Source organism: Humidisolicoccus flavus, from assembly GCF_045689595.1.
In the GTDB taxonomy this organism is placed as follows: Bacteria; Actinomycetota; Actinomycetes; order Actinomycetales; family Microbacteriaceae; genus Humidisolicoccus; species Humidisolicoccus flavus.
This window is the reverse complement of record NZ_CP142724.1, coordinates 115,385-139,752: the sequence shown is the minus strand read 5'-3', so window position 1 is coordinate 139,752 and position 24,368 is coordinate 115,385. Positions and strand designations below refer to the sequence as shown.

The following is a 24,368-nucleotide window of genomic DNA, read 5'->3' as shown; positions in this document are numbered from 1 at the left end:
CGAGCGCGGCCTGTGTTAATTGCGCTCGGCGAGCGCCGTAGCGATCTGTTCGCGAATGATCCGTGGCCGGAACGGCTTCGTCAGAAACACGTCGGCCCCAGCTGTGAGTGCAGTCGCTTTGTCGCTCTCGGTCGAGCGTGCGCTGATCACCGCGATGACTCCGTTGAAATCCGGGCGGATTCTGCGCACGACTTCGTTGCCGTCGATATCCGGAAGTCCGATGTCGACCGTGACGAGCGTAAAGGCTGCGCCCTCGGATGCCTTGGCGGAGAGTGCGGCGATCCCGTCGGTGCCGTTCGGAGCCGACTGCACGGTGAATCCGCTCTGCTCCAGTACCACCTCGAGAAGCCGACGAATGTCGTCGTCGTCTTCGATGATGAGAGCAGTTTGTGATTCCGACATTGAAGTTCCTTGATGGTCGCGCTGCGGTGGTCGTTTCTTGCGCTTCATCGTAGAGCCTCATGGTGAACACTGGCCAACGGTGCCGCTGGACCTGCGGACGCAAGGTTCAACGGCCTCCACACGCGGTCCGAAGAATTCAGTGAAATGGAGGAATCTCCACGCAGAACGAAATTGGGCCAAGTATCGTGTTGCATGGTCTGGTCCTCGAAGCGGAGTGATCAGACTCGTTCAAGAATTCTGTGCCGCACATCCCTGTCGTTGAAAGTAGCTTCACATGCAGAAACTCTCTGGCATTGCCCGCGATTACCCCTGGGGCTCAGAGTCAGCGATCCAAGAGTTCATCGGTCAGCCTGCCGGATCGCCCCTCGCAGAGATCTGGTTCGGCGCACACCCGAGTGCCCCTGCCGTTCTCGAAGACGGCACACCGCTCGACGAAGCGATCGAAAGTGACCCAACTGCCACGCTCGGACCATCCGTCTCCGCACAGTTCGGCGAGTTGCCGTTTCTCGTCAAATTTCTCGCCCCTGGTACACCCGTGTCATTGCAGGTGCATCCGACTCCGGAGAACGCAATTTCCGGGTTCGCGGACGACGAAGCGAACGAGATTCCGATCGACGCGCCGCATCGCAGTTTCAAGGACCGATCGCACAAGCCCGAGATGATCTTCGCGTTGACCGAATTCTCCGGACTCGTCGGATTTCGTTCGATCGAACAATGCCAGCGCTTGCTCGGAACTCTCTCTTCGACGGCGCTCAATGCCACTCGCGCGGCGCTCAGCACCACCGACGCGGAGGCGGGACTGCGCGACGCTCTCGCGAGCATCATCCGCCTCACGCCCGCGCAGGTCGATGAAGTCGTGCTCGAATGCGGGCTCGCTGCGAACAACCATGGCGCAGAGATTGCCGAAGCACTCATCACGGTGACTGAGCTCGCCGAGCATTTCCCCTCGGATGTGGGAGCGGTCGCATCGCTTTTGCTCCGTCGCCTCAATCTTGCTCCTGGAGAGAGCATTTTTGTGCCTTCAGGGATGCCCCACGCGTATCTGAGCGGTTTGACGGTAGAGATCATGGCCAACTCCGACAACGTGCTCCGAGCGGGTCTGACCGGAAAGCACATCAACGTCCCGGCGTTGCTCGCGAATACGAGTTTCGCTGCAGCGTCGAATGCCCCCACGAAGCCCGACCAGACTGCCCCGGTTCAGGTGCTCTCCCCCGGTGCTGCGGAGTTCGAGCTCGTGATCGTGCGGCCACGCGGCTCACGGATCGAACTCGGGGATCACGACGGCCCGACACTCGCACTCTGCATTGAGCCAGAAGCGACCTTGCAGGCCGGTGAGCAGTCGCTGCTCCTGCAGCGCGGCGAGGCCGCCTTCGTCTTTGCCCAAGACGGCGCGATCTCTGTCTCGGGCGCGGGCGCCCTGTGCCTGGCACGGACTCCCGAGGCTCGAAGCTAGATTCTCGCCGTTCCGCGGTCTTCTTCTCGCCGTCCCGCGGTTCTCAGATCCGCTCCGCGACCTCAGCCTTCACTCGGCGGCGTCTTGCTCATACTGACCGATGACACCCCGGCGACGAGCGAGTCTGGCAATACTGCGTTCAGCGGGCGAAGCAAGCGGTATCGCCAATCGCTCACGACAACCGATCGACCCTTTCGGAGCGCGCGAATGCCATCCTTCGCGATCGCCTCCGGGTCGCTCCACAGCAGCTTGGGGATGTCCGACACATCAACCCCCATCGCGTCGTGGAAGTCGGTCTCCACGAATCCCGGGCACAGCGCCGTGACGTGGACCCCCTGCGGGCGCAAGCGAGCGTTTAGGGATCGCGAGAGCATCACGAGCGCAGATTTCGCAGCCGAATACGAGCCGCTCGGTGTGAACGCAGCCATACTCGCCACATTGAGCACCCATCCGCGCCGACGCTGCAGCATGCCGGGAACGGCCGCGTGCGTCAACCGCATTGGTGCTTCGTAGAGAAGACGAGAGAGCGCAACTTCGTCATCGATCTCACTGTCGGAGAACTCCGCGACGAGGCCGCGCCCTGCGTTGTTCACCAGGATGTCCACGGGGTGCTCGCTCGAACGAACTCGATCTTCGACAATGGAGTTCTCATCGAGAATGTCGGCAGCCAGGGTCTCGATCTTGATTGCGGGATAACCGCGCTCGAGGTCGCGCTGCAACTCGCGCAGCGGCGCCTCGCGGCGAGCAACCAAGATGAGGTTGACGCCACTGCGCGCCAGTTCGTGCGCAATCGCGGTTCCGAGACCGCCGGAGGCTCCAGTGATGAGGGCTGTGTATCGCATCTTCCCATTGTGGTCGCTGCGCGCCGAGCGTGCTTGAGGAAAACGCTAGAATTGACTGCCGCGCGGGAGTGGTGAAATTGGCAGACACGCAGGATTTAGGTTCCTGTGCCGCAAGGCGTGGGGGTTCAAGTCCCCCTTCCGCACGTGCAGTCGAACCGATCACTGACCACGGTGACGTTTTCACCACGGTTTGCAGATCCCCCTCGATCCGATCGTCGCTGAGCGATACGATGACCAAGCGGTCTGAGAACCCAGAATCACGATTTTCTCGTTCAGAAGATTTGCGGTTGTATTCGACTCCGAACTCTCTGAAAGCACATCGATGATCACGTCAGCGCTCTTTGACGTCGAAGGGCTCATTGCCGGAGCCGGCGCGTTTGCGCTGGTGGCGGTGTGCGTCATCGTCTTCGTGGAGACCGGCCTGCTCGTTGGCTTCCTGCTGCCGGGCGACACCCTGCTCATCATGACCGGCATCCTGGTCTACACCGGCACGATCCCGCAGCCCATCTGGGTTGCTTGCCTTGCGATCTGGTTCTGCGCCGTAGCGGGTGACCAGCTCGGCTACGCGATTGGTCGAAAGGCAGGACCGAAGATCTTCGAACGTCGATCCTCCGGACTGTTTTCTCATCGCACCATCGAGCGCACCAACCTGTTCTTCGAAAAGTACGGCCCCTTCGCTGTGATCATTGCTCGCTTCATCGGGATCGTTCGAACCTTCATGCCGGTCGCTGCGGGAGTCGGCAAGATGGATTACGGCAGGTTCCTGCGGTACGACATCATCGGCGGCTTGCTCTGGGGTGCGGGTCTCACCTTCGCAGGATGGTGCTTCGCGCACATCCCCGGGGTCGCGAACTTCGTCCGTGAATACATCGATTACGTGCTGCTCGGGGTCGTCGCAATCGCGATCACCGGAATGGTGATCCACGGGCTGCAGTCTCGCCGCGAGGTCAAGGCAGAGCAGAGTGCGCTCAAGGAGACGCTCCCGATCGAACCGCTCAACCTCGAAGGCAAGTGAGCCGCGAAGGAAAGTAAGCCGCGAAGCGATTGCGCACGGCTACTCGTCGAGGTCGCCCGGCTGCGAGGTAATCCAGATCGAAGCGGCCGGCTCCGAACCGAGTTCAATCGACGCGCTCCCGACACGAACGGTCAAGCTGTCGCTGAACTCCTTCTGACCTTCGACGAGCACCGCTGCGTCGAGTGCGATGCCGTGGTCATCGAGGTACCGCAGGAGCGCCGGATTCGCGTCGCTGATCCGGACCACACGGCCGTGGTGCCCGGCTGGAGCTTCCGCAAGGAGCACCGCTTCAGGGCGAACGATCGATCCAGTGGCACTCGGAATGGGGTCTCCGTGTGGATCACGGACGGGGTTACCGAGTGAAGCGGACAGCGACTCGACGAGACGATCACTCATCGTGTGCTCCAGCACCTCGGCTTCGTCGTGCACTTCATCCCAGGCGTAGCCATGACGCTCGACCAGCCAGGTCTCAATCAGGCGATGACGCCGGAGCTGTCGAAGCGCGAGCGCGAGTCCCTCGTCGGTGAGTCGAATCGCGCTGTATGGACGGTGGTCGACGAGTCCGCTGGCTGCGAGCTTCTTCACCATTTCAGTGACCGTTGACGCTGCGAGACCAAGACTCTGCGCCAGCTGACTCGGAGTGACGGGCTCAGACTGCCACTCGGTGTGCTGGTAGATCGCCTTGACGTAATCTTCGACTGCTGTCGACTGCATTGCGTTCCTCTCCCCACACACTCAACGTCTTGCCCATCGTGCCATGCACGGCAGCAGATCGAGCAGCGTTCTCTTTCGAGCCCTCGCTCTATCTTCTGCCTACGCCTCGTCCGCGGCGTCGGCAACTCGCGCTTGCAACAGTGCCGCAATCGCATGAAATGCGCGCGCACGGTGGCTCTCAGCGTTCTTGACCTCTCGAGTCAGCTCGGCTGCAGAGACCTCAAAACCCTCTGGTTTGAAGATCGGGTCGTATCCGAACCCGCCCTCGCCCCGCGCGGCGGTCAGGAGCTCGCCCGGCCATTCGCCTCGAACGACGGTTTCACCTTCTGCATCGACGTAGGCGGCGGCACACACGAACACACTCTCGCGCGCGGCGACACCCTCCATGTTGCGCAGCAGCAGGGTGAGGTTGTCATGGTCATCGCCGCTTGCCGAATATCGTGCCGAGTAGATCCCGGGCGCTCCATCAAGTGCAGCGACGCTGATGCCGGAGTCGTCTGCGAGCGCTGCAATCCCTGTGTGCTCGAACGCGGCGCGAGCCTTGATCAACGCGTTTGCTTCGAAGGTCGCGCCATCTTCGACTGGGGAGGGGCCATCGTACGAGCGCAGTTCGAGGTCGGGCAGAACGCTGCCCAAAATTGCTCGCAACTCGGACACTTTGTGCGCGCTGTGAGTCGCGACGACGGCCTGCATCATGCCAGAGCCGCCCGCTGCTGCTCGGAGAGCGTGTAGCAGCCCCCGATCGCAAGATCGAGCAGGCTGTTGAGCTCACGACGATCGAACGGAGCACCTTCAGCGGTGCCCTGGACCTCTACGAACAGGCCCCGGCCGGTCACGACGACGTTCATATCGGTCTCTGCGCGAACGTCTTCAACGTAGGCGAGGTCGAGCATCGGCTCTCCATCGATGATCCCGACCGAGACTGCGGAAACCGAGTCGAGAAGCACCTTCGCGTTCTTTGCGATGCGGCCGTTCTCTCGGCCCCACTCGATCGCGTCGGCGAGCGCAATGTAGGCTCCCGTGATCGCAGCGGTTCGAGTGCCGCCGTCAGCCTGCAGGACATCGCAGTCGACCACGATCGAGACTTCTCCGAGCGCTTTCATGTCGACGACGGCGCGAAGACTCCGGCCGATCAGTCGCGAGATCTCGTGTGTGCGACCACCGATCTTGCCTTTCACGGACTCGCGGTCCATGCGCTCGTTCGTGGAGCGTGGAAGCATTGAGTACTCGGCGGTCACCCAACCTTTGCCCTTTCCGCTCATCCAACGCGGAACGCTCGACTGGACACTCGCGTTACAGAGCACCCGAGTATTGCCGTAGGAGATGAGCGCACTGCCCTCCGCCTGGGAGTTCCAGCCACGCTCAATCGTGATCGGTCGAAGTTCGCTGACCGAACGTCCGTCTTTTCGAGTCATTGGGATGCTCCTTCGTGGTTTGCCCGTTGTGGTCCAGAGTCGGGCGCGGGTGCTGTCCTCACATCGATCGATGCGAAATCTTCGGGAAGTTCGATCACGCCGGTTTGGGTGAACTCGACATGGCTCACTTCCGGCCCGAGGAATCGACGAGCGAGTTTCAGGAACGACTCCTGCTCGTGCGTTGTGGCCTCAAAGGTGTAGGTCGGAGGCGCGGTGGCGCCCGAGAGCAGGTCGAGATCGACGAGCCGACGGTAGACGTCGGCGGCGGTCTCTTCGGCACTCGAGACCAGACGCACGTTCTGCCCCATGACGTATCCGATTGCTCCCGCGAGCAGCGGATAGTGGGTGCACCCGAGAACGAGCGTGTCAATGTCAGCCCGAGTCAGCGGCGCGAGGCACGCGCGCGCTGCATCGAGGACTTCGCTGCCTGTTGTCACTCCGGCTTCAACGAAGCCTACGAACGGCGGGCACGCGATTGCTTCGATCGCGCTGTTGCCTGCCGCTGCGAACGCACGCTGGTACGCTCCGGACCCGATCGTGCCGACTGTCCCGATCACGCCAATCTTGCCGCTCCGGCTCTCACGCACTGCTGCACGGACTGCCGGCTGAATCACCTCGACAACGGGGATCCCCATGCCGACCTCGTATCGTTCTCGCGCGAGATCGAACACTGCGGCACTTGCCGTATTGCAGGCGATGACCAGCATTTTGACGTCTTGCGCGACCAGAGCGTCGAGGACTGCGAGCGCGAGTTCTCTGACCTCGGACTGCGGGCGGGGGCCGTAGGGAGTGTGCAGGGTGTCACCGATATAGGTGATCGACTCGTTGGGAAGTTGGTCGATGATCGCTCGTGCGACAGTGAGTCCACCGACGCCGCTGTCAAAGATTCCGATGGGGCGCGACACGTCCACAATCTTAGCGAAGCCTATCCAGGCCGATTCCGCGTTCTACACTTGGCGGGTGACGAGCGCTCTCATGACCGACCGATACGAACTGACGATGATCGACGCGGCCATGCGGTCCGGGAAGGCCTTCCGCCCTTCAGTCTTCGAAGTGTTCGCTCGCCGTCTGCCAGGTGCACGTCGGTACGGAATCGTCGCGGGAACCGGCCGAGTGCTTGATCTGATCGCCCAATTTCGTTTCGACCACACGGAGTTGGCGTTCCTCAGGACGAACGGCGTCGTCTCCGAGGAGACGCTCGATTGGCTCGCGGAATATCAGTTTCAGGGAAGCGTGCTCGGGTATCGAGAGGGCGAACTGTACTTCCCGAATAGTCCCCTGCTCACGATCGAGGGGAGCTTCGCCGAGGCCGTCATCCTCGAGACTGTGGTGCTGAGTGTCCTCAATTTCGATTCGGCGGTGGCGAACGCGGCGACTCGGATGGTGAACGCCGCGCAAGGCCGTCCGCTCGCGGAAATGGGGTCACGGCGTGCGAACGAGCATGCCGCGATTGCCGCAGCACGCGCTGCATTCATTGCCGGCTTCAGCGCCACCAGCAACCTCGCAGCTGGCTCCCAATGGGGCATCCCGACTATGGGAACTGCGGCACACTCGTTCACGCTGCTCCACGACTCGGAAGAAGAGGCGTTCCAAGCTCAGGTCGATACGCTCGGTCCCGAGACCACGCTGCTCGTCGATACCTTCGATATTGAGCAGGGCGTTCGTACCGCCGTCAAAGTGGCAGGAACCTCGCTCGGCGCGGTCCGTCTCGATTCGGGCGATCTCGCATCGGTGGCGGGATCTGTGCGTTCCCTGCTCGACTCACTCGGCGCCGAGAACACCCGGATCACGGTCACGAGCGATCTCGATGAATACGCAATCGCAGGTCTCGCGGCCTCCCCTGTTGACGCATACGGCGTCGGCACGAGCGTGGTCACGGGATCAGGCGCACCGGCCGCCGGGATGGTCTACAAACTCGTTGCGCACAAAGACGAACGCGGTGATTGGCACAACGTCGGGAAGAAGAGCGAGTCGAAGGCAAGTACGGGCGGTGAAAAGACCGCATTCCGAACAATAGAGAACGCGATCGCTGTCGAAGAATCGGTCGTGATCGGACAGCCCGGCTATCTTCCTGACGGCGCTCGAGCGCTGCAGGTTCCGTTGATCACCGATGGCGTGATCGATGAGCGGTATCGCGGAAGCGCTGGCGTGATGCGTGCTCGTGAGCATCGGGTCTCCGCACTCCAGGAGCTTCCGACCGACGCACATCGGCTTGCACGGGGCGAACCGGCGATTCCGACGGTGTTCTACCCCGGATCGTAAGTCCGGTTACTCGTCCTTCATTTTTTCGTAGATCTCTTTGCATTCCGGGCAGATCGGGAACTTCTGGGGGTCACGACCCGGCGTCCACTTTTTTCCGCACAGTGCACGCACTGCCTTCCCGGTCAATGCGGACTGCATGATGCGGTTCTTCTTCACATAGTGCGAGAAGCGATCGTGATCGCCGTCATCGAGCATCTCTCCGTTGAGGAGCTTCTCGAGTTCGCGGTCCAGGACGTCGGTGGATCCCCCGGTCACGGGTGCATCAGGGTTCGCAGTCATAGCGAATATTCTCTCACGATCTCGCAGAAGACCGAAGGTCGCTACTGACGCATTGCCCAAGCAAGCACCTTCGTGGAACGCGCGTCGAGGATTCGTCCGCCGAAGAAGATTCCACCGGCGAGCGCAAGGAGTCCGGTGACGAATCCGACGAGGCCTGCCCAGGGCACGAAGCCAGCATCATTGAACGACAGCACCATCAGCACGATGGTCGGCACCGAAAGAATGATCGTGCCGAGCAGCACGCCACCCTGGACGAGCGCACCGATTGTGCCTGCGCCAGGAGGGGTTGTGAATGGGCTCTGCTCCGGCTTCGCGACGGGGTACGGGATCAAGGCGCTCGTGATGCTCGAGAGACCAAGGCCACCACCGAGCAGCGCAGCACCGAGCCCCAGCATCACCGGGAGCATCGCGACACGGTCGAGCATGTTCGCAAGCACCACAGCAACGATGAGGGTGTAGACGCCACCGAACACCAGGTACGGGAACGCACGGCCGATCCGGTCGGGTACCCCTTTGACTCCGGCCGACACGTGCTGCCAGAACCCGGTGTCGTCGTAGGCGAGATCGTTATGCGGCGCAAAGCCTGCAAGTGCAGCGACGATGAAGACCGGGGCGATGAGCATCAGCCCGACTGGCATTCCGCTTTCCTGGGTCAACGCAAGCGGAAAGGCGATCAGGATTGGCACGACGAGGATCGAGACATAGGTCACGATATACCGCGGATCGCGAAGCGCATTGGTGATCGAGCGAGCCGCGATCACGCCCCATTGGGATGCCGGGAACAACCGGAAGAGCCCGAGGCCTCGGTGGCTCGCACCGGAGGTTTCGCGGGCGACCGTGCGCAATTGATGGCGAACCAGCCAGGTCCATGCAAACCAGAGGCCGACGAGTGTCACCGCAGCGATCGCGAGCTTGAGCAGAGCAACACCCCACGCTCCTGAAAGCACGGCGGCGACCGCACCACCCGGCGCCCCGAAGGGAAGCCATGACAGCACCATGGTCACGGTGAGGAGCGCATCCCCGGAGTTCAGCGCCCCATTCAGCAACAGCATGAGCAGTGGTGCCGCACCGATGAGCAAAACGGTTCCGATGACGAGGGCGAGATCACGGATACGACGGTTCGCGAGCAAGGCTGCCGCGAACCCCGAACCGATGCGCACGGCAACCGCACAGCTCGCGACCAAGACGAGTGCAGCGACGACTCCGAGAATGGCGGCGCCGGGAGCGACTGCCGAGGCAAGCAGGAAACCGAACAGCATCGCCAGGAGGACCACTCCGAACGGACCAACGACCGCGGCCAGCACGAGTGATCGCGCGAGAACGGGGGCTGCGATGCCGTATTGCCCGAGCGTTCGGGTGTCGAGCGTATCGTCCAATCGGAACAGGAGCGGGGCCAGTATTGCGCCCACGAGCGCGAGCGCTGACGCCGCGACCAGGACCCCTCCTGCGACCTCGGTCGGCATCAAACGCGTCGCCAAGAGCCCGAACACGAGCAGTCCGCTCAGCCAGAGCGCAGCGAGCCAACCGAGGATGATTCCGACGAGGGAGGCACTCGGGGTCTTGAAGTAGCTCCCAAGGAGTCGAACCTTTAGACCGAGTACGAGTGCAACCATTCCATGCCTCTCGTTTCTCGGCGGCCACCGGCCAGGTTCACGAATCGCTCTTCGAGCGTCTGACCGTTTCGGACGTCCTCCATTGAGCCGTTTGCGAGCACGCGACCCTCGACAATGATCGCGACATGATCACAGGTTCGTTGCACGAGGTCCATGCTGTGGCTCGAGAGCACCACTGCCCCACCGACCGCGACGAAGGCCGAGAGAATCTGGAGAATCGTGGCGGTCGAGACCGGGTCGACTGATTCGAATGGCTCATCGAGGACCAGCAGCCTCGGCGCATGGATCAACGCGCATGCGAGCGCGAGCTTCTTCGTCATACCGGCTGAGTAGTCCGCGACCACTCGGCCCGCGGCCTCCTCGAGATCGAAGGAAGCGATCAGGTCTGCGCTGCGGCGACGCACGGTCTCGGCATCGAGCCCTCGAAGCACCCCGGATTGAAACAGCATTTGCTGCCCCGTCAACCGCTCGAACAGACGCAGGCGATCCGGCAGCACCCCGATCAGGCGCTTTGCCGTTGGGCCATCCGACCACATATCGACCCCGCGCACGATGACGCGACCGGCGTCAGGCTGCAACAGACCGGTTGCCATCGACAGTGTTGTCGTCTTTCCTGCACCGTTCGGCCCGACGATGCCATAGAACTGCCCTGGTTCGACAGCGATGGAGACATGATCGACCGCGGTGGTGGCGCCGAACTTCTTGACGAGAGCATCGAGGATCAGCAGGGCAGTCGGCTCTGCCGAATCGCTCGAACTCTCCTGTGCAGCGTGTTCGGGAAACTCGTTGTGGACGGAGGACTCGTCGTGAAGAGCAGCTTGGTCCTGCACGTGGTCCGAAGAGGATTCGTCGGCATCGGAGCCGATCGCGGACTCGTCTGCAGCTGCAACCACTGCATCGAGGCCGGTGAAATCGCTCGGAACGTCGTAGGCCGGCGACGCCGGGGGCTCGAGCGGAAGGCCGCTCGGCGCTTGGGTCGACTCAAGGGATGCGTCGGTCGATTCATCGTTCGATGCCTGCTCGAGGGAGATGCTCGCGCTCTCAACCTCGGCTTGCACTGCCTCGGAATTCTCAGCAGACTCGGCTTCTGCCGCTGCGAGCGCCGCCTCGGCCTTCTTACGAGCCCGAGTCGCTGCGGCCTTCTTCGCGGCCTCACGACGACGCTCTCGCTTCTCTTCGTCGGTCAATTGCGAGAAAGGAACCTTCGACGGAGTGCGCGCCTCAGGAACCTGGTCTTCAAAATCGTCTTGGTCGCTCACCCGATCAAGGCTATCGAACACATCCAACACCGGGTGCGAGCGCGCGCCACTTGTTTACAGATCCGTCACAATCCTCTGGTATTCGCGGTTCCTCAAGTAAAGTGGAAAGGCACAGTGCGGTGGCTGGGAGGAAACTCTCAAGAAAACACCAGATGAACGTGCGATTATTCCTCGCACGGGATACCGCATGAACTGGAGACCGACATGACTACGCAAGTTGTAATTCTCGCCGCAGGGATGGGCAGCCGCCTTGGGCGCTCGCTGCCGAAGTCGCTGACCGAGCTCAACGATGGCCGTACGATCATGCAGCAGCAGATCGAGAACATCCGTCACACCTTCGGCGCTTCCGCGCAGATCACCACGGTCGTCGGCTACAAGCTCGATGAGATCATCGACGCATTCCCAGACAACACCTACGTGTACAACGATGAGTACGACATCACGAACACCTCGAAGAGCCTCCTTCGCGCCCTCCGTGCTTCGAAGCGCGGCGGCGTCCTCTGGATGAACGGCGACGTCGTGTTCGACCCAGCCGTTCTTGATCGCGTCGCGAAGAACGTTCTCAATGACATCTCGACGGTCGCGGTGAACCACTCCAGCGTTGCCGACGAGGAAGTTAAGTACACCGTCGACGCAGAAGGTTGCATTCTCGAACTCTCGAAGAAGGTTGTCGGGGGTCTCGGTGAGGCGGTTGGCATCAACTTCATTTCCAGCAAAGACAAGCGCGCGTTCATCCATCACCTGGAAAAGTGCGAGGCGCAAGACTATTTCGAGCGCGGCCTCGAAATGGCAATCGAACGCGACGGCCTCAAGGTCCACCCGATCGATATCAGCGACCTGTACGCGGTCGAGGTCGATTTCGCTGAAGACCTGGAACGAGCGAACCAGTTCGTATAGCGAGCGCGTGCACCACACCTCGATGGTCAGGCTCTTTCCTTCTCTCGCGCATATGATTCGAGAGTGAAATCATCGGCGCACGCCCGCGACTCCTGGGGCAGCGGAAAACGGTACCGCCACACGCTTTGGTTACTGACTCGACGTGACCTCAGCGTGCGGTACTCGACTTCAGCACTCGGGTATCTGTGGTCGGTCATCGACCCGCTCGCGATGAGCGCCATCTACTTCTTCGTTTTCACCGTCGTCTTCCAACGCGATGTGGGGTTCGAGCCCTACATCGTCTTCCTGATCAGCGGCCTCCTCCCCTGGATGTGGCTCAACGGTGCGATCAGCGACTCCACGAGAGCGTTCATCAAAGACGCGAAGCTCATTCGTTCCACGCGAGTGCCGCCGAGCGTGTGGGTTGCACGTTTGACGCTCGCCAAGGGCATCGAGTTCCTCGCCAGTTTGCCGGTGCTCGCGCTCTTCGCCGTGTTCGCCGGCGCAACCGTCGGCTGGCAACTCGTGCTCTTCATTCCCGCGATCATCATGCAAGCGACCCTGATTCTTGGTATCGGCCTCATCATTGCGCCGCTCGTCCTGTTCTTCCGAGACCTCGAGCGAGCAGCGAAACTCGTGCTCCGATTCGCGTTCTACGCTTCTCCGATCGTGTACGACCTCGGCGACCTCCCCGAGAACATCCAGACACTCGGGGCATTTAATCCGTTCGCCGGGATCCTCTCTCTGTATCGCTCAGGGTTCTTCCCAGAGGCGCTCGACCTGAACGCTGTGCTCATCTCCGCTGCCATGACACTCGTTGTCCTCGGGATCGGCGTTCTCGTGTTCCGTCGCACCATCAAAGCCGTCTTGAAGGAGGTCTGATGGAACCGGTCATTGAAGCAAAAGACCTTGGGATCCGATTCAAGCGCTCGAAATCGTCACGACGCTCGTTCAAGGACCTCTTCGCAGGCAGCGAACGCCGAGCACGGCCAGGAGAATTCTGGGCATTGCGAGACGTGAATTTCAGCGTGCAGCAGGGTGAAGCAATCGGTGTGGTCGGCCGGAACGGCCAGGGAAAGTCGACGCTCCTCAAACTCGTCGCGGGTGTGCTGCGCCCCGACGAGGGCAAGGTTGCGGTGCACGGTGGAGTCGCGCCGCTCATTGAGATCACCGGCGGCTTCATCGGCGAACTCACGGTCAAAGACAACATTGCCCTGACGGCTGGTCTCCACGGAATGACGAAGGCGGAGATCGCGAACGCGTTCGACGAGATCATCGATTTCGCTGAGATCGAGAAGTTCATCCACACGCCGTACAAGCACCTCTCGAACGGCATGAAAGTGCGACTCGCGTTTGCAGTCATCTCGCGACTCGATGAGCCGGTGCTCCTGGTCGACGAGGTCCTCGCTGTCGGAGACAAGGCGTTCCGAGAAAAATGCTACGCACGAATCGAGTTGCTCCTCGCTGAGGGGCGTACGCTGTTCTTCGTTTCACATAACGAGCGCGACCTCCAACGCTTCTGCCAGCGGGGTTTGTATCTCCACGAAGGAAAACTGGCGCTCGACTCGGGGATCACGCCAGTACTACAGCGGTATCGTTCAGACCATGGGGGTGGATCATGACAACGCCACAATTGCCGAACCCGAATTCGAACTCGGGGCCAGGATCGCAGGACTCGTTCGACGTCGATGCACCGTGGTTCTTCCGCACGATTGAGAACGTGGTGAACGCCCAGCGCCCACTCGTCATCGGTCACTTGCGAGAGATGCGCCGGAAGCATCCGCGTGCGACTCCCCAGCAGATGACCAAGATGCTGGAAACCCGCTACCTCGCAGCCGTGAGCGTCAGCGGTGCTGCGGTTGGCGCAACCGCCGTCGTACCGGGAATCGGAACGGCAGCTGCGATCGGACTCACCGCAGCGGAAACGGTGGGCTTCCTCGAAGCGAGCGCTCTGTTCGCGCTCGCGGTCTCAGAAGTGCACGGCATTCCGCTGCGCGATCCCGAGCGCGCGAAGGCACTCGTGATGTCGCTCATGCTCGGCAGTGCGGGCTCGACCGTCGTCAAGCGTCTCGCCTCGCAGTCGGTCGGTGGCGCGGCAGCCGGAACCGCCTTCTGGGGGCAACTCATCACCTCGACCCTTCCTCAGGGCGTCGTCGGGCAGATCGCCGGACAGCTCCGCAAGGTCTTCGCGACCCGCTTGGTCACGGCCGGCGGAAAGGGAGCCATCGGACGCGCGATTCCTTTCGGGATCGGTGCGGTCATCGGGGGCGCAGGGAACCACATTCTCGGTCGTCAGATCGTGCAGAGTGCACGAGACGCCTTCGGCCCCGCTCCGAAGTACTTCACCACGACGCTCGATCCTCAGCCGAAAGTGTCGCTCGCCGCGAAACTCTCGCCGAAGCGCCGTCGTGAGGACAAAGCGCGTCGTTCGCTTGAAACGCTGTCGGAGCAATCACCTGGAGTCAGCCTCGACGAGCTGATGCCGGCTCCAGACACGAGTGGTGGAAGCGCACAGCCACAGGCCCCGGGCGAGTGGGACGAGCACAAGCGCCCCGGAAATTCGGCCTAATCGCTGAGGGAGCCGTCGGACTCCGCAGAGCGCCTCGCGGTATCGGGGACTTCGACGTCGTCGTCCACCTCGAGTTCGAACACGTCGGTTCGGTGCTGTTCCGCATGCTCGAACCACACTCGGATCAATTGTTCGACCGCTGCATGGAACCGTTCAGTGGCAACGCCCGGTGTCGTGTCGCCGAAGTAGTGCTCGGCGTAGTGCGCCAACTGCGCGCGGGCATGCTCGTCCGTCGTCACACGATCGAGTTCTGCCAGGATTCCACCGAGGTCCTCAACACGGAGCCACTCACAAGCGCTCAAATACCCGCGCTCGTCGACATCAGCCTCTGGATTCGCGGGCCTGGTCACGAGCAGCGGGAGTCCGCACGCAAGCCGGTCGTAGATCATCGCTGACACATCCGTGATCGCGACGTCCGTTGCCGAGAGCTGCCAGGTGATACTCGATCCGGTGTCGTACAGGTGGCGCGCCGAAGGATCTGCCTGGTTCGCGGCCGCGATTGCGCGCACTATCCGTTGATGCGCTGCTTTGTAAGCGTGATCGACGACACCTGAGCGAGGGTGCGGACGGTAGATCAGACGATGCTCGGGGCTCGCGAGCACAGCACTCGCAATCTGCTCACCGTGGCTCGCGATGCTGCCGTACGCGGCCGCTGCCCGATCGCCCTCCCAGGTCGGTGCATAGAGTACGGAGATTCGACCGTCAGCCGGATACGGGGGCGTGCCCCGCATGTGATCGGCCTGAGGTCGCCCAATTTGCAGGGTCCGAGATTCGGTGTCGTAGTCCCAGAGTTTGGCGCGGAGGCGCTCGACTGCCGCGCTCCCGGCGATCATTGCGTAGTCATACGTTTTGAACTGGTTGGTGGTCATGTACATCTTGTCGGACTCACCGTGATTGATGAAGACGTGCCACATGCGGCCGTAGCGCATCATCTGGAAGTTCTTCGCGTTCTGGTTGACGTAGAGCACGAGTTTGATGCCACGGTGCGCAATGAAGTCCTCGAGATCTTTGACCTGTGTGACCGCCCAGGTTGGCAGGGTCGTCTCTTCCCAGAGACGAAGGGCAGTGCCCGGGCTCCGCGCGAGAATTCCGACCCTGTGGTGCTCGGCAAGCGCTTCGAGCGGGCCGTACCACTGTCGAAGCTGGTAGAGGTTGACTGGCGAATCAGCGAAGTAGACCACGATCTCGATTGATCCGGGGTCAGTGCGTTCGTGCTGCGAGCGCACTCGGCTCACGGCTGCGCGATGCTTCCGGGTGCGAAGGATGTTCCCGAACACTCGACGCGCAGCCTGGAACTCTCGTTGCAATGACATTCCTTCAGGGTACGCGTGGGACACTTACTGTCGTGTCAAGCATGCCGAGTAAGAGCCGAGCCGAATGGCCAGGCGTCTCCTATGTGATGCCCGTGCTCAACGAGGCCCTCTACTTGCGCGCAGCAATCGAGACGATCACGGCCCAGGAGTATCCGGGCCGATGGGAACTCGTGCTCGCGCTCGGCCCGTCTGACGATTCGACACTCGAGATCGCGAAAGAAATCGCAGCGGCAGACGATCGAATCCGGTACGTCATGAACCCGGAAACGGACATTCCGATCGGGCTGAACCTCGCGGTGCAAGAGAGCCGTTTCGAGATCATCGTCCGGGTCGATGCGCACAGCGAACTCTCCCCCGGGTACACGGTCCGAGCGGTCGAGGCACTCGAACGCTCGGGCGCTGCAAACGTCGGGGGCTTGATGCACGCCGCGGGCAATAGCCCCTTTCAAGCATCGGTCGCCCGCGCCTACAACTCGCGCTTCGGCCTGGGAGGCGGGGCCTACCATGCAGGCGGTCCGGAGGGCCCGAGCGAATCCGCCTACCTCGGTGTCTTCCGCCGTGCCGTGATCACGGAGGTCGGCGGTTATGACGAGACTCTCCGCCGCGGCGAGGACTGGGAACTGAACCTGCGCATCCGCCGAGCAGGGCACACCGTATGGTTCGACCCGAGCCTCACCGTCACGTACTGGCCCCGGGCGAGTTGGAGCGATCTCTCACAGCAGTTTCGGTCGACCGGCGTCTGGCGCGGAGAGCTTGTGCGTCGCTACGGTGCCGGGAACTCGGTTCGTTTCTTCGCGCCCCCCGTGCTCGTCATCGCACTCATTCTGGCGCTCGTACTCGGTATCACCACTGCGGGAATCGCTCTGCTTTCGGTCGCACCCCTCGCGCTTGTGTGGGCCGCAGGGCTCAGTGCACTGGCACCGATCGCCTACCTCGGCTTTCTCGGATTCGCGTTCCTGCGAGACTCGGGTTCGATTCGCTCTCGCGCCCAATTCGTCACCGTGATCGCGACCATGCATATCTCGTGGGGACTCGGGTTTCTTCGAGGGCTCCTCTTTGGCGCAGGGAACAATCGCGACCGCAGCAGAATCGCGCCGCGGCCACGAACCCGTCACTGAGCACCGAGTTCGCAGTTCGCTAGGTCGCGTCGGCTCTCTGTTTCGCGGGCGGGAGCGCTCCGCTCGATTCGAGCATGGCAACGATTCGCTTCCCCGCCTGCCCGTCATCGAGGGGTGCGAACTCGATTCGCCACTCAGCGCGACGAGATGCGAACTCCGGTGTCTCCGGATTCAGAATTGCGCTGGCGGCGTCCTCGACCGTCGAGGTGAGCGGGCCTGGAGCGTTTCGAGTGAAATCGAACGTGAACCCACGGAGTCGATCGCGATAGTCGCCGATATCGGGGACAAAGAAGACGAACGGCTTTTCCTTCGCGGCAAAGTCGAACATCACCGAGGAGTAGTCGGTCACGAGGACGTCCGCAACCGCCAGCAGGTCCGCCATCTCAGGGTACGAGGTCGCGTCGATGACCCCGGGCGAACTCAGGTCGGTGCCGGCGCGAAGTGTTCGCGAGTGGCCTCGTACGAGGACGACCCACTCGGGGCCGAGCAATCGCTGCAGATGACGCGCGTCGATGTGATCGACCACGGCAACTCGATCGTCACGCCAAGTCGGTGCATAGAGCACCACCCGTTTCGATACCGAGATGCCGAGTTTCCGACGGACCTCTTCGGTGTCGACGCTCAGCAGCGTGTCTGCTCGCGGATACCCCAGTTCCCAAATCGGGCCAGCGAAGCGATAGGAGGACCGGAACGATCGCGCAGAATGGCTGTTCTGCGCGAGCATTGCGCTCCAACGGCGCCCTTCCAGAATCGTGGCGATTCTCGTGCGAAGCCCGACGTTCTCCCGGTCGAGCGCCAAACGTTTGAGTGGAGTTCCGTGCCAGGTTTGCAGCACGAACTGATGCGCGAAACGCTTCGTTCGTTTTCTGAGCCAGTCGTTCACCACAAGGACGCGCGCACCTGCACGAATTCGCCACCACTGCTCAGTGCCTTCAATGATCCTGACGGCGCCCTCAGGGATCGGCACCGAGGCGTCGACCGTGCTCCAGTACCTCGTGAGATCCGGGCGCAGTTCGGCGAGCGCACGATCGATTCCCCGCGGGTTGTCCGAGGCGCTCTGTCCGTAAAAACTCTCGAAGAACACCGCGTCGAGCGGCTTCGCGTCGGCGAAGTGCTTCCGTTGCAGACGTCGTTGCGCTTTCGCTCCACGCTCGTGAATGGCAAGCGGCGGGTCGATCCTGAGCTGAATCCCGCCCTCTCCCGAGCGATAAGTCACGCGAAACTCCGGCGTGAGTTCGGGCTCAGGGAGCGGATGTTCAGAAACCACTCGAAGTCGACCGAGGTCGTGTGCGCGGAACTCGAGCTCATAGACGCCCGAGGGCAAGCTGAGGGGCTCACTCCCCCAGCGCGAGATCATGAGGGGAACGACAGCCTCCCAAGCGTGCTCTGCAGCGTCCGCGGATGCATCCTGGCGGGGTAAGAGCGTAATGGGCACGGATACCCGCGTTCCTCGAAGGCGCACTTCGTCGGGCGAGACTGCCTGCGAGTGCACACCTCGAATCCGGAGTGAACTCCCTTCGCGCCACACCTGCTGAAGGCGGACATCGGAACGAGGTTCAGTTCGAGGAACCTCAGCCCCACGCTGCATCGCCTGTATCCGTTCGATCACCCGTGCCGATGCATCGCCGTGCACATCGATGTGCTCGCGCACGAGCACTCGAGAGTGCCGGAGACGTTCCTCGAGGATGTCAGTCTCGTGCAGGTTCTTCGCCCACTCGACCAGTGCGCTCCATCGCTCGACCGATTTCCCGGAGAATTCCTCGTACGGGTCGTACAGCCCACGCATTGCGATGTAGGAGCGGACATCGGGAGCGAGAAACAGAATCGGTCGTTGCAGCAGAGCGAAGTCGAACGCCACCGAGGAGTAATCAGTGATGAGAACATCGATCGCTGGAAGTATCGGATTCAGGTCCGCGACTTGGTCGTGGCCGAGCAGCACGATTCGTTTCGACCGTCGTGGCCCCTCCTCGTACGCGCCTCGACCGAGCGGGTGCGATCGAATGAGGAGCTGTGCGTTCTCCTCCTCGAGCCATTCCGCGATGATCGACCATTCCTCATCGCTCGGGACAGCGGGATCCGGCTGACCGTCTCTCCAGGTCGGGGCGTACAGGAAGCGTCGGGGCACGACCTCATCGCTTGACCGAGCTTGTGCCGTGGCCTGGCCCGTTACGGTTTCCGCAAGGGGAACGCCTGCCGCTTGCAGCACCGCGACCGCCTGAGCGCGTGCCGCGTGCGTGGGTTGCACCGCGTCCACTCGTGCATCTCCGAGCACCGCGATTTTTTCGAGTGGGAGATCGAACGCCGTGCGAATTCGACTCGCGACTCGTGGACTCGCAACAGGGAACAAATCGATTCGAGCAGCGCTCGCTTGATGCAAGCGCCTCACCAACCGTACAGCGCCCGGGATGGCGGAGAGTGGGCCGAGTCGGAGCGTGTTCGCAGCATCGAGATGCAGTCGCTTGAGCGGAATTCCGTGCCACATCTGCACCACAAATGCGCCTTGCACGGCGAATCGGTTGACATCGCCGAAGCCGTGGGTAATCACGATCACACCGGCCCGGTAGGTCGCAAGGAGACCGCGCAGAGAATGCATGCGCACAAATGGCAAGCCAAGACGCTCCGCGTCGCGCTCATCTCGTTCGGTGCGAGTGATCCAGAGGCACACCAGCGAAGGGTCTGCACTCGCCGCTCGCATGAGGGCGAGGGATCCTTCTCCGACCCCTCCGCCGCTACCGAAGAGCCATCGTTCCTTGCGCCGAGGAATGGCGAAGCTCACCGCCGAGCCGAGTGCCACAAGCGGCAGCTGCAGAAGCTTGACGAGATTTCCTCGATTGAAAGTAAACGCCACGATGCGAGTCAGCATACAAGCCCTCTCTGCAGGGCATTCCGAACGCCACGGGCGGTCTCGCTTTCGCGAGACCGCCCGTGGCGTTGTGCAGTGTCTTCTGTGGCCTACAGCGTGCCGAGTGTGACCTCGACATCGTTGCTCGAACCGTCACGGAGCACGGTGAGAGTGACCGTTTCACCACCCGCAGATGCCCGGACGAATGCCGAGAGATCAACACCACTCGTGACGGTGCGACCATCGATCGCGGTCACGACGTCTCCGGCACGCAAGCCTGCAGATGCTGCGGGGCTGCCGTCGGCGATCGTGTTGAGTTCCGCCCCGACCACGCCGACGCTCGGATCGGAGACGTCTTGCACGGTGACACCGAGGAGCCCGTGGCTTGCGGTTCCCGACTCGATGATCTCGTCGACGACTCGTTGCACGAGCGGCGCCTCGATCGCGAACCCGAGGCCGATGCTGCCCGCCTGCTCGTTATCGCTCGCGTTGCTCGCGATTGCGACGTTGATACCGATGATCTGTCCGGCAGAGTTCAGGAGCACGCCTCCGGAATTTCCGGGGTTGATCGAGGCGTCGGTCTGCACGACAGGAACGCTGATCGAGCTGGAGGTCTGCTGGCTCTGGTTCTGGTTCCAGAGGCCGAACGGCGGCGAGGTGGTCGAGTTGTCCTGACCCTCCGCTGGGGCCTCGCTCGATGCGACACTCAGCCCACGACCCGTGACCGAGACAATGCCCTCGGTCACCGTGTTCGAGAGGCCGAGCGGCGCGCCGATTGCGATGGCGAGGTCACCGACATTCGTGGTGTCGCCATCGGCGAACGCGAGCACGGGGAGATCGGCGTCGACCTTGAGCACCGCGAGGTCGACCGCCGGATCGAGCCCAACGATTTCAGCCGCGAGCAGACGTCCATCGCTCGTCTCAACGGTCAAGGACGGATCGGAGGTCGCCCCACCGACAGTGACCACGTGATTATTCGTCACGATGTAGCCGCCCGCAGCGATGACGACACCCGAGCCGGTGCCACTGTTCTGGCCATCGCTCGCCGAAATGGTCACGACTGAGGGCGTCGCTGCAGCCGCGACGTCAGAAACCGTCGTCGGGTTGCTGACACTCGTGCCCGTCACGGTTGCACTCGGGGCGGTGCCGTTGCTGGCGATATGCGTTCCGACGACACCGCCGACTCCCCCGAAGATAACCGCGACCAATGCTGCGGTCGCGAGCACGCCGATGGTTCCGCGGCGACGTTTCGTTTCGCGCACTGGGCCGGTGGCTTGAGTCGCTTGCGACCAGTCCTGGGTGCCCGCGTATTGGGCTGAGAAGTTCTGTGCAAACGGGTCAAACTGTGGAGCCTGGTTCGGTTGCGAGAACGAAGCCCCCGGCGAGGAATGCTGCGGGTTGTGCGAATTCGACCCATAGTGTTGGCCCGGATTCGGGATGTACCCATATGCAGGCGACTGGTGCTGCGCGCGACCGTGCGCGATGTTCTGCGCCGGCGTTGAAGCGGCTGGTGTCGAGGCAGTGGGCGTTGCAGGAGCGAAGTTCTGCGTTGCCGGCGTTGAGGCGGCTGGCACTGAGCCCGCGACATTCGGAGTTCTCGGGTCGGTGACCGCGGAGTCTGAGGTCGGCGGGCCTGAGAGTGGAGCTGCCGGGACCGAGGCCCCTGGCTCCTGCGCTGCCGGAGGCGCGGCGTGCGCCTGCTCGCGTGGCCGGGCGAACCGAGCGTGGTCGTCATTGGTCATTCGAGCGGCGTCTTCAGCGTGATTGGTGTTTCCTTGTGGTGTGCCGGTGCGCTCATTCGAGGGTTGACCAGCGAATCCATCCGCGTTCTCGTTCATGATGCCATCCTGAGCGTCGTGTCTTGGGGAATCCAATGAGCCACCAAGGGGAGCGCAATGCGCTTTCGGAATATTCCGTGTCCCTACGATGTCACGCGCGGCAACACGGACACGACGCTTGCTAGCGTTGCACCATGAGCGATTTTCCATGGCAACGAACCGCGCGCGGAGCTGGACTCCTCGGATCGAACGGAGAAATCGCCGGGACGATCTTCGCTGAGATGTCAGCGCTCGCAGTTTCCACCGGGGCGATCAATCTCGGCCAGGGATTCCCCGACGAAGACGGCCCCATCGAGGTTCGCAACGCTGCGAAACAGGCGATCGACGACGGAGTCAACCAATACTCCCCCGGCATCGGCCACCCCGATCTCATTGCAGCGATCGTCGAACACCAGAAGCGCTGGTACGACCTCGACGTACCGTCCGACGGCGTACTCGTCACGGCAGGCGCAACGGAAGCGCTCACGGCGTCGCTCCTCGCGTACCTGCGGCCGGGCGATGAACTCATCGTGTTCGAGCCCTATTACGACCTCTACGCGGCGATCGCAGGCCTCACCCAGGCGACGCTTGTTCCCGTGCCAGTTCGCGGCCCGAGCTTCCTTCCTGATCTCGAGGAACTTCGCTCGGCGTTCTCTGATCGCACGGCCATGGTGCTCGTGAACAGCCCGCACAACCCGAGCGGCAGCGTGTATCCCGTGGAGGTACTCGACGAGATCGTTCGGCTCGCGACCGAGCACGATGCGCTCATCGTCACCGACGAGGTGTATGAGCACCTGACCTTCGATGCGCCGCACGTGCCCGTTGCGACGCGTTGTGACGACCCCGACCGGGTGATCTCGATCTCCAGCGGAGGCAAGACGTTCTCGGCAACGGGCTGGAAGATCGGCTGGATCACGACTTCGAAGCGTCGTCGTCAAGAGATTCAGGCAGTGAAACAGTATTTGACCTACGTCAACGGGGCCCCGTTCCAGCCTGCGATCGCGGCCGGACTTCGACTCCCCGACTGCTTCTTTCAGACCGCGGCCGACACCCTGCGTCGAAAGCGCGACATCTTGAGCGAAGGCCTCAAAGCTGCAGGGTTCACCGTCTACGGCGCGCAATCCGGCTACTTCGTGCTCGCGGATGCAGCCCCGCTCGGCGTCACGGACGCCTCGGAGTTCTGTCGGCAGTTGCCCGCAATCGCAGGCGTCGTTGGAATTCCTGCGAACGCGTTCACCCGCAGTGGAGATCGCTCGGACGTTCGTTCGCTCGTGCGGTTCGCGTTCTGCAAGCAGGAATCAGTGCTCGTGGAGGCCTCGGCACGCCTGCAGAGGGCCGCTCGTGAAGCGGCTGCCGCAAGCGTGCAGTAGCGGGCCCGACGCCTGGGAGCTAGCTCGTGCGTTCGGTCACGTCGTACCGACGGAGCGCCAAGGACGGGTTCTTCTCTCGCACTTCACTGAGTCGCGCCGATTCGATGTGCGCGATCGCAACCCCATGACGTTCACCGAGATTGGCCATCGTCACACCCATCGGATCGATGATGGTGCTCTGCCCAGCGCCCACTGACGGCGCATGATCCGTCGCGGCGACGTACACGGTGTTCTCGATCGCTCGCGCAGCAAGGAGCGTGAGCCATTGGAACTCCTTCATCGGCCCCCGCACCCATTCGGCGGGGATGAGCACGCATTCGGCTCCCGCAACCGCGAGACGTCGGGTGGACTCCGGGAAGCGGAGGTCGTAGCACGTCTGAATACCGAAGGTGATGCCCTCGAAGTCGAAGACGGGCATTTGTGCCGGCTCACCATGCTGCAGCCATGCAGATTCCTTCGCACCGAAAGAGTCATACAGGTGCACCTTCCGGTACTGCGCGAGTGTCTGAGCGTCTGGACCGACCGCAACGACCGTATTGAAAAGGCGGTCGGCATCGCGCTCAATGAACCCGGCAACCACAGCGACCCCGTGTCGAGTAGCGAGTGATCCGAGGAACGTGACGAACTCGCCGTGGAGCCCTTGCGCGTGCGATTCCGCATGCTCGGCGAGATCGGGGTGAAAATACTGCGCGTACTCCGGCAGCAGCACGAGCCGTGCACCTCGCTCCGCCGCGGCCGAAACCGCTGCAGTCGCTTCGTCGCGATTCTTCGACTCGTCGTCTCCGGGGGCATACTGCGCAATCGCGAGAGGAAGAACAGCCGTCATGAAGCCCAGCGTACGCGACACGAAGGGCGGGCTTCATGCGAGACTCGAACGACGCCAAGGAAATGCGAGGACCCACCAATGCTTGTTGCCTTCTCTGTTGCCCCTTCGATCTCAGAACCCGACGGATCCGTGCACGACGCGGTTGCAAAAGCCGTCCGCATCGTTCGCGAGTCAGGACTCCCCAACCGCACGGATGCGATGTTCACGACCATTGAGGGCGACTGGGACGAAGTGATGGATGTGATCCGCCGGGCAACCGACGCTGTGCTGGAGGCGAGTCCCCGGGCTTCGCTCGTCATGAAGGCGGACATCCGCCCTGGCGCGAGCGGCGAGCTCGACGGCAAGCTCGAGCGACTTGAGCAAGCGCTCGACCGATAGCCGTC

At 62.3% G+C, this 24,368-nt stretch carries 23 protein-coding genes and 1 tRNA gene; 11 read left to right on the top strand and 13 right to left on the bottom strand.

The window, feature by feature from the left end; translation table 11 throughout:
• Nucleotides 1-15: 15 nt before the first annotated feature.
• Nucleotides 16-402: a response regulator transcription factor gene (locus tag U2H20_RS00655; RefSeq protein ID WP_430592605.1), complete on the bottom strand. Its 387-nt coding sequence runs from the start codon at nucleotides 400-402 to the stop codon at nucleotides 16-18.
• A gap of 274 nt (nucleotides 403-676) precedes the next feature.
• Here U2H20_RS00655 and manA point away from each other — a divergent pair, with 274 nt between their 5' ends.
• Complete coding sequence (gene manA / locus U2H20_RS00650) at nucleotides 677-1,855, top strand: mannose-6-phosphate isomerase, class I (RefSeq protein WP_430592604.1); 1,179 nt, start codon at nucleotides 677-679, stop codon at nucleotides 1,853-1,855.
• A gap of 62 nt (nucleotides 1,856-1,917) precedes the next feature.
• Here the strand turns inward: manA and U2H20_RS00645 are convergent, their stop codons facing one another.
• Complete coding sequence (locus U2H20_RS00645; protein WP_430592603.1) at nucleotides 1,918-2,697, bottom strand: SDR family NAD(P)-dependent oxidoreductase; 780 nt, start codon at nucleotides 2,695-2,697, stop codon at nucleotides 1,918-1,920.
• Between the two features lie 62 nt (nucleotides 2,698-2,759).
• On the opposite strand from U2H20_RS00645, the gene U2H20_RS00640 reads away from it, so the two are divergent.
• Both U2H20_RS00640 and U2H20_RS00635 read left to right on the top strand, forming a co-directional pair.
• Nucleotides 2,760-2,840: transfer RNA gene (locus U2H20_RS00640), tRNA-Leu, on the top strand.
• 179 nt (nucleotides 2,841-3,019) lie between these two features.
• A complete protein-coding gene (locus tag U2H20_RS00635; RefSeq protein WP_430592602.1) occupies nucleotides 3,020-3,712 on the top strand; it encodes a DedA family protein in 693 nt (230 codons plus the stop codon).
• A gap of 39 nt (nucleotides 3,713-3,751) precedes the next feature.
• Here the strand turns inward: U2H20_RS00635 and U2H20_RS00630 are convergent, their stop codons facing one another.
• From U2H20_RS00630 to murI, 4 genes are all read right to left on the bottom strand, one after another.
• Complete coding sequence (locus tag U2H20_RS00630; protein WP_430592601.1) at nucleotides 3,752-4,426, bottom strand: metal-dependent transcriptional regulator; 675 nt, start codon at nucleotides 4,424-4,426, stop codon at nucleotides 3,752-3,754.
• 99 nt (nucleotides 4,427-4,525) lie between these two features.
• On the bottom strand, nucleotides 4,526-5,122 hold the full coding sequence (gene rdgB, locus U2H20_RS00625) for an RdgB/HAM1 family non-canonical purine NTP pyrophosphatase (RefSeq protein ID WP_430592600.1): 597 nt from the start codon (nucleotides 5,120-5,122) through the stop codon (nucleotides 4,526-4,528).
• Nucleotides 5,119-5,841 carry a ribonuclease PH gene (gene rph, locus U2H20_RS00620; RefSeq protein ID WP_430592599.1) on the bottom strand — a complete coding sequence of 241 codons (723 nt, stop codon included), beginning with the start codon at nucleotides 5,839-5,841 and terminating at the stop codon, nucleotides 5,119-5,121. Before rph ends, rdgB begins: the two co-directional genes overlap by 4 nt.
• Nucleotides 5,838-6,746, bottom strand: a complete 909-nt coding sequence (murI, locus tag U2H20_RS00615) for a glutamate racemase (RefSeq protein WP_430592598.1) — start codon at nucleotides 6,744-6,746, stop codon at nucleotides 5,838-5,840. The genes rph and murI overlap by 4 nt, the downstream gene beginning before the upstream one ends.
• A 94-nt stretch (nucleotides 6,747-6,840) precedes the next feature.
• Here murI and U2H20_RS00610 point away from each other — a divergent pair, with 94 nt between their 5' ends.
• Complete coding sequence (locus tag U2H20_RS00610; protein WP_430593551.1) at nucleotides 6,841-8,103, top strand: nicotinate phosphoribosyltransferase; 1,263 nt, start codon at nucleotides 6,841-6,843, stop codon at nucleotides 8,101-8,103.
• A gap of 6 nt (nucleotides 8,104-8,109) precedes the next feature.
• On the opposite strand, the gene U2H20_RS00605 is transcribed toward U2H20_RS00610, so the two are convergent.
• The 3 genes from U2H20_RS00605 to U2H20_RS00595 are packed head-to-tail and all read right to left on the bottom strand — an operon-like array spanning nucleotide 8,110 to nucleotide 11,254.
• Complete coding sequence (locus tag U2H20_RS00605; RefSeq protein WP_430592597.1) at nucleotides 8,110-8,382, bottom strand: DUF3039 domain-containing protein; 273 nt, start codon at nucleotides 8,380-8,382, stop codon at nucleotides 8,110-8,112.
• Between the two features lie 41 nt (nucleotides 8,383-8,423).
• On the bottom strand, nucleotides 8,424-9,995 hold the full coding sequence (locus U2H20_RS00600) for a hypothetical protein (protein ID WP_430592596.1): 1,572 nt from the start codon (nucleotides 9,993-9,995) through the stop codon (nucleotides 8,424-8,426).
• Nucleotides 9,971-11,254 carry an ABC transporter ATP-binding protein gene (locus U2H20_RS00595; RefSeq protein ID WP_430592595.1) on the bottom strand — a complete coding sequence of 428 codons (1,284 nt, stop codon included), beginning with the start codon at nucleotides 11,252-11,254 and terminating at the stop codon, nucleotides 9,971-9,973. The genes U2H20_RS00600 and U2H20_RS00595 overlap by 25 nt, the downstream gene beginning before the upstream one ends.
• A gap of 204 nt (nucleotides 11,255-11,458) precedes the next feature.
• Here U2H20_RS00595 and U2H20_RS00590 point away from each other — a divergent pair, with 204 nt between their 5' ends.
• From U2H20_RS00590 to U2H20_RS00575, 4 genes are all read left to right on the top strand, one after another.
• Nucleotides 11,459-12,151 (top strand): NTP transferase domain-containing protein, encoded by a 693-nt coding sequence (locus tag U2H20_RS00590; RefSeq protein WP_430592594.1) that lies wholly within the window; start codon nucleotides 11,459-11,461, stop codon nucleotides 12,149-12,151.
• A 63-nt stretch (nucleotides 12,152-12,214) separates the two neighbouring features.
• Entirely contained in the window at nucleotides 12,215-13,012 is a 798-nt protein-coding gene (locus tag U2H20_RS00585) for an ABC transporter permease (RefSeq protein ID WP_430592593.1), read from the top strand.
• Nucleotides 13,012-13,752 (top strand): ABC transporter ATP-binding protein, encoded by a 741-nt coding sequence (locus U2H20_RS00580; protein ID WP_430592592.1) that lies wholly within the window; start codon nucleotides 13,012-13,014, stop codon nucleotides 13,750-13,752. The genes U2H20_RS00585 and U2H20_RS00580 overlap by 1 nt, the downstream gene beginning before the upstream one ends.
• Complete coding sequence (locus U2H20_RS00575; protein ID WP_430592591.1) at nucleotides 13,749-14,699, top strand: hypothetical protein; 951 nt, start codon at nucleotides 13,749-13,751, stop codon at nucleotides 14,697-14,699. Before U2H20_RS00580 ends, U2H20_RS00575 begins: the two co-directional genes overlap by 4 nt.
• On the opposite strand, the gene U2H20_RS00570 is transcribed toward U2H20_RS00575, so the two are convergent.
• Nucleotides 14,696-16,012, bottom strand: a complete 1,317-nt coding sequence (locus U2H20_RS00570; RefSeq protein ID WP_430592590.1) for a CDP-glycerol glycerophosphotransferase family protein — start codon at nucleotides 16,010-16,012, stop codon at nucleotides 14,696-14,698. The genes U2H20_RS00575 and U2H20_RS00570 overlap by 4 nt on opposite strands.
• Nucleotides 16,013-16,053: 41 nt before the next feature.
• Here U2H20_RS00570 and U2H20_RS00565 point away from each other — a divergent pair, with 41 nt between their 5' ends.
• Nucleotides 16,054-17,130, top strand: coding sequence for a glycosyltransferase family 2 protein (locus U2H20_RS00565; RefSeq protein WP_430593550.1), 1,077 nt, complete (start codon nucleotides 16,054-16,056; stop codon nucleotides 17,128-17,130).
• Nucleotides 17,131-17,149: 19 nt separating this feature from the next.
• Here U2H20_RS00565 and U2H20_RS00560 read toward each other — a convergent pair whose 3' ends face one another.
• Both U2H20_RS00560 and U2H20_RS00555 read right to left on the bottom strand, forming a co-directional pair.
• Nucleotides 17,150-19,978: a CDP-glycerol glycerophosphotransferase family protein gene (locus U2H20_RS00560; protein WP_430592589.1), complete on the bottom strand. Its 2,829-nt coding sequence runs from the start codon at nucleotides 19,976-19,978 to the stop codon at nucleotides 17,150-17,152.
• A gap of 104 nt (nucleotides 19,979-20,082) precedes the next feature.
• Nucleotides 20,083-21,810: a trypsin-like peptidase domain-containing protein gene (locus U2H20_RS00555; protein ID WP_430592588.1), complete on the bottom strand. Its 1,728-nt coding sequence runs from the start codon at nucleotides 21,808-21,810 to the stop codon at nucleotides 20,083-20,085.
• A 134-nt stretch (nucleotides 21,811-21,944) separates the two neighbouring features.
• Between U2H20_RS00555 and U2H20_RS00550 the strand changes: the two genes are divergently transcribed.
• Nucleotides 21,945-23,159: an aminotransferase class I/II-fold pyridoxal phosphate-dependent enzyme gene (locus tag U2H20_RS00550; RefSeq protein ID WP_430592587.1), complete on the top strand. Its 1,215-nt coding sequence runs from the start codon at nucleotides 21,945-21,947 to the stop codon at nucleotides 23,157-23,159.
• A gap of 19 nt (nucleotides 23,160-23,178) precedes the next feature.
• Here U2H20_RS00550 and U2H20_RS00545 read toward each other — a convergent pair whose 3' ends face one another.
• Complete coding sequence (locus U2H20_RS00545) at nucleotides 23,179-23,985, bottom strand: carbon-nitrogen hydrolase family protein (protein WP_430592586.1); 807 nt, start codon at nucleotides 23,983-23,985, stop codon at nucleotides 23,179-23,181.
• A 78-nt stretch (nucleotides 23,986-24,063) separates the two neighbouring features.
• Here U2H20_RS00545 and U2H20_RS00540 point away from each other — a divergent pair, with 78 nt between their 5' ends.
• Nucleotides 24,064-24,363, top strand: coding sequence for a thiamine-binding protein (locus U2H20_RS00540; RefSeq protein ID WP_430592585.1), 300 nt, complete (start codon nucleotides 24,064-24,066; stop codon nucleotides 24,361-24,363).
• The last annotated feature ends 5 nt before the right edge of the window (nucleotides 24,364-24,368 follow it).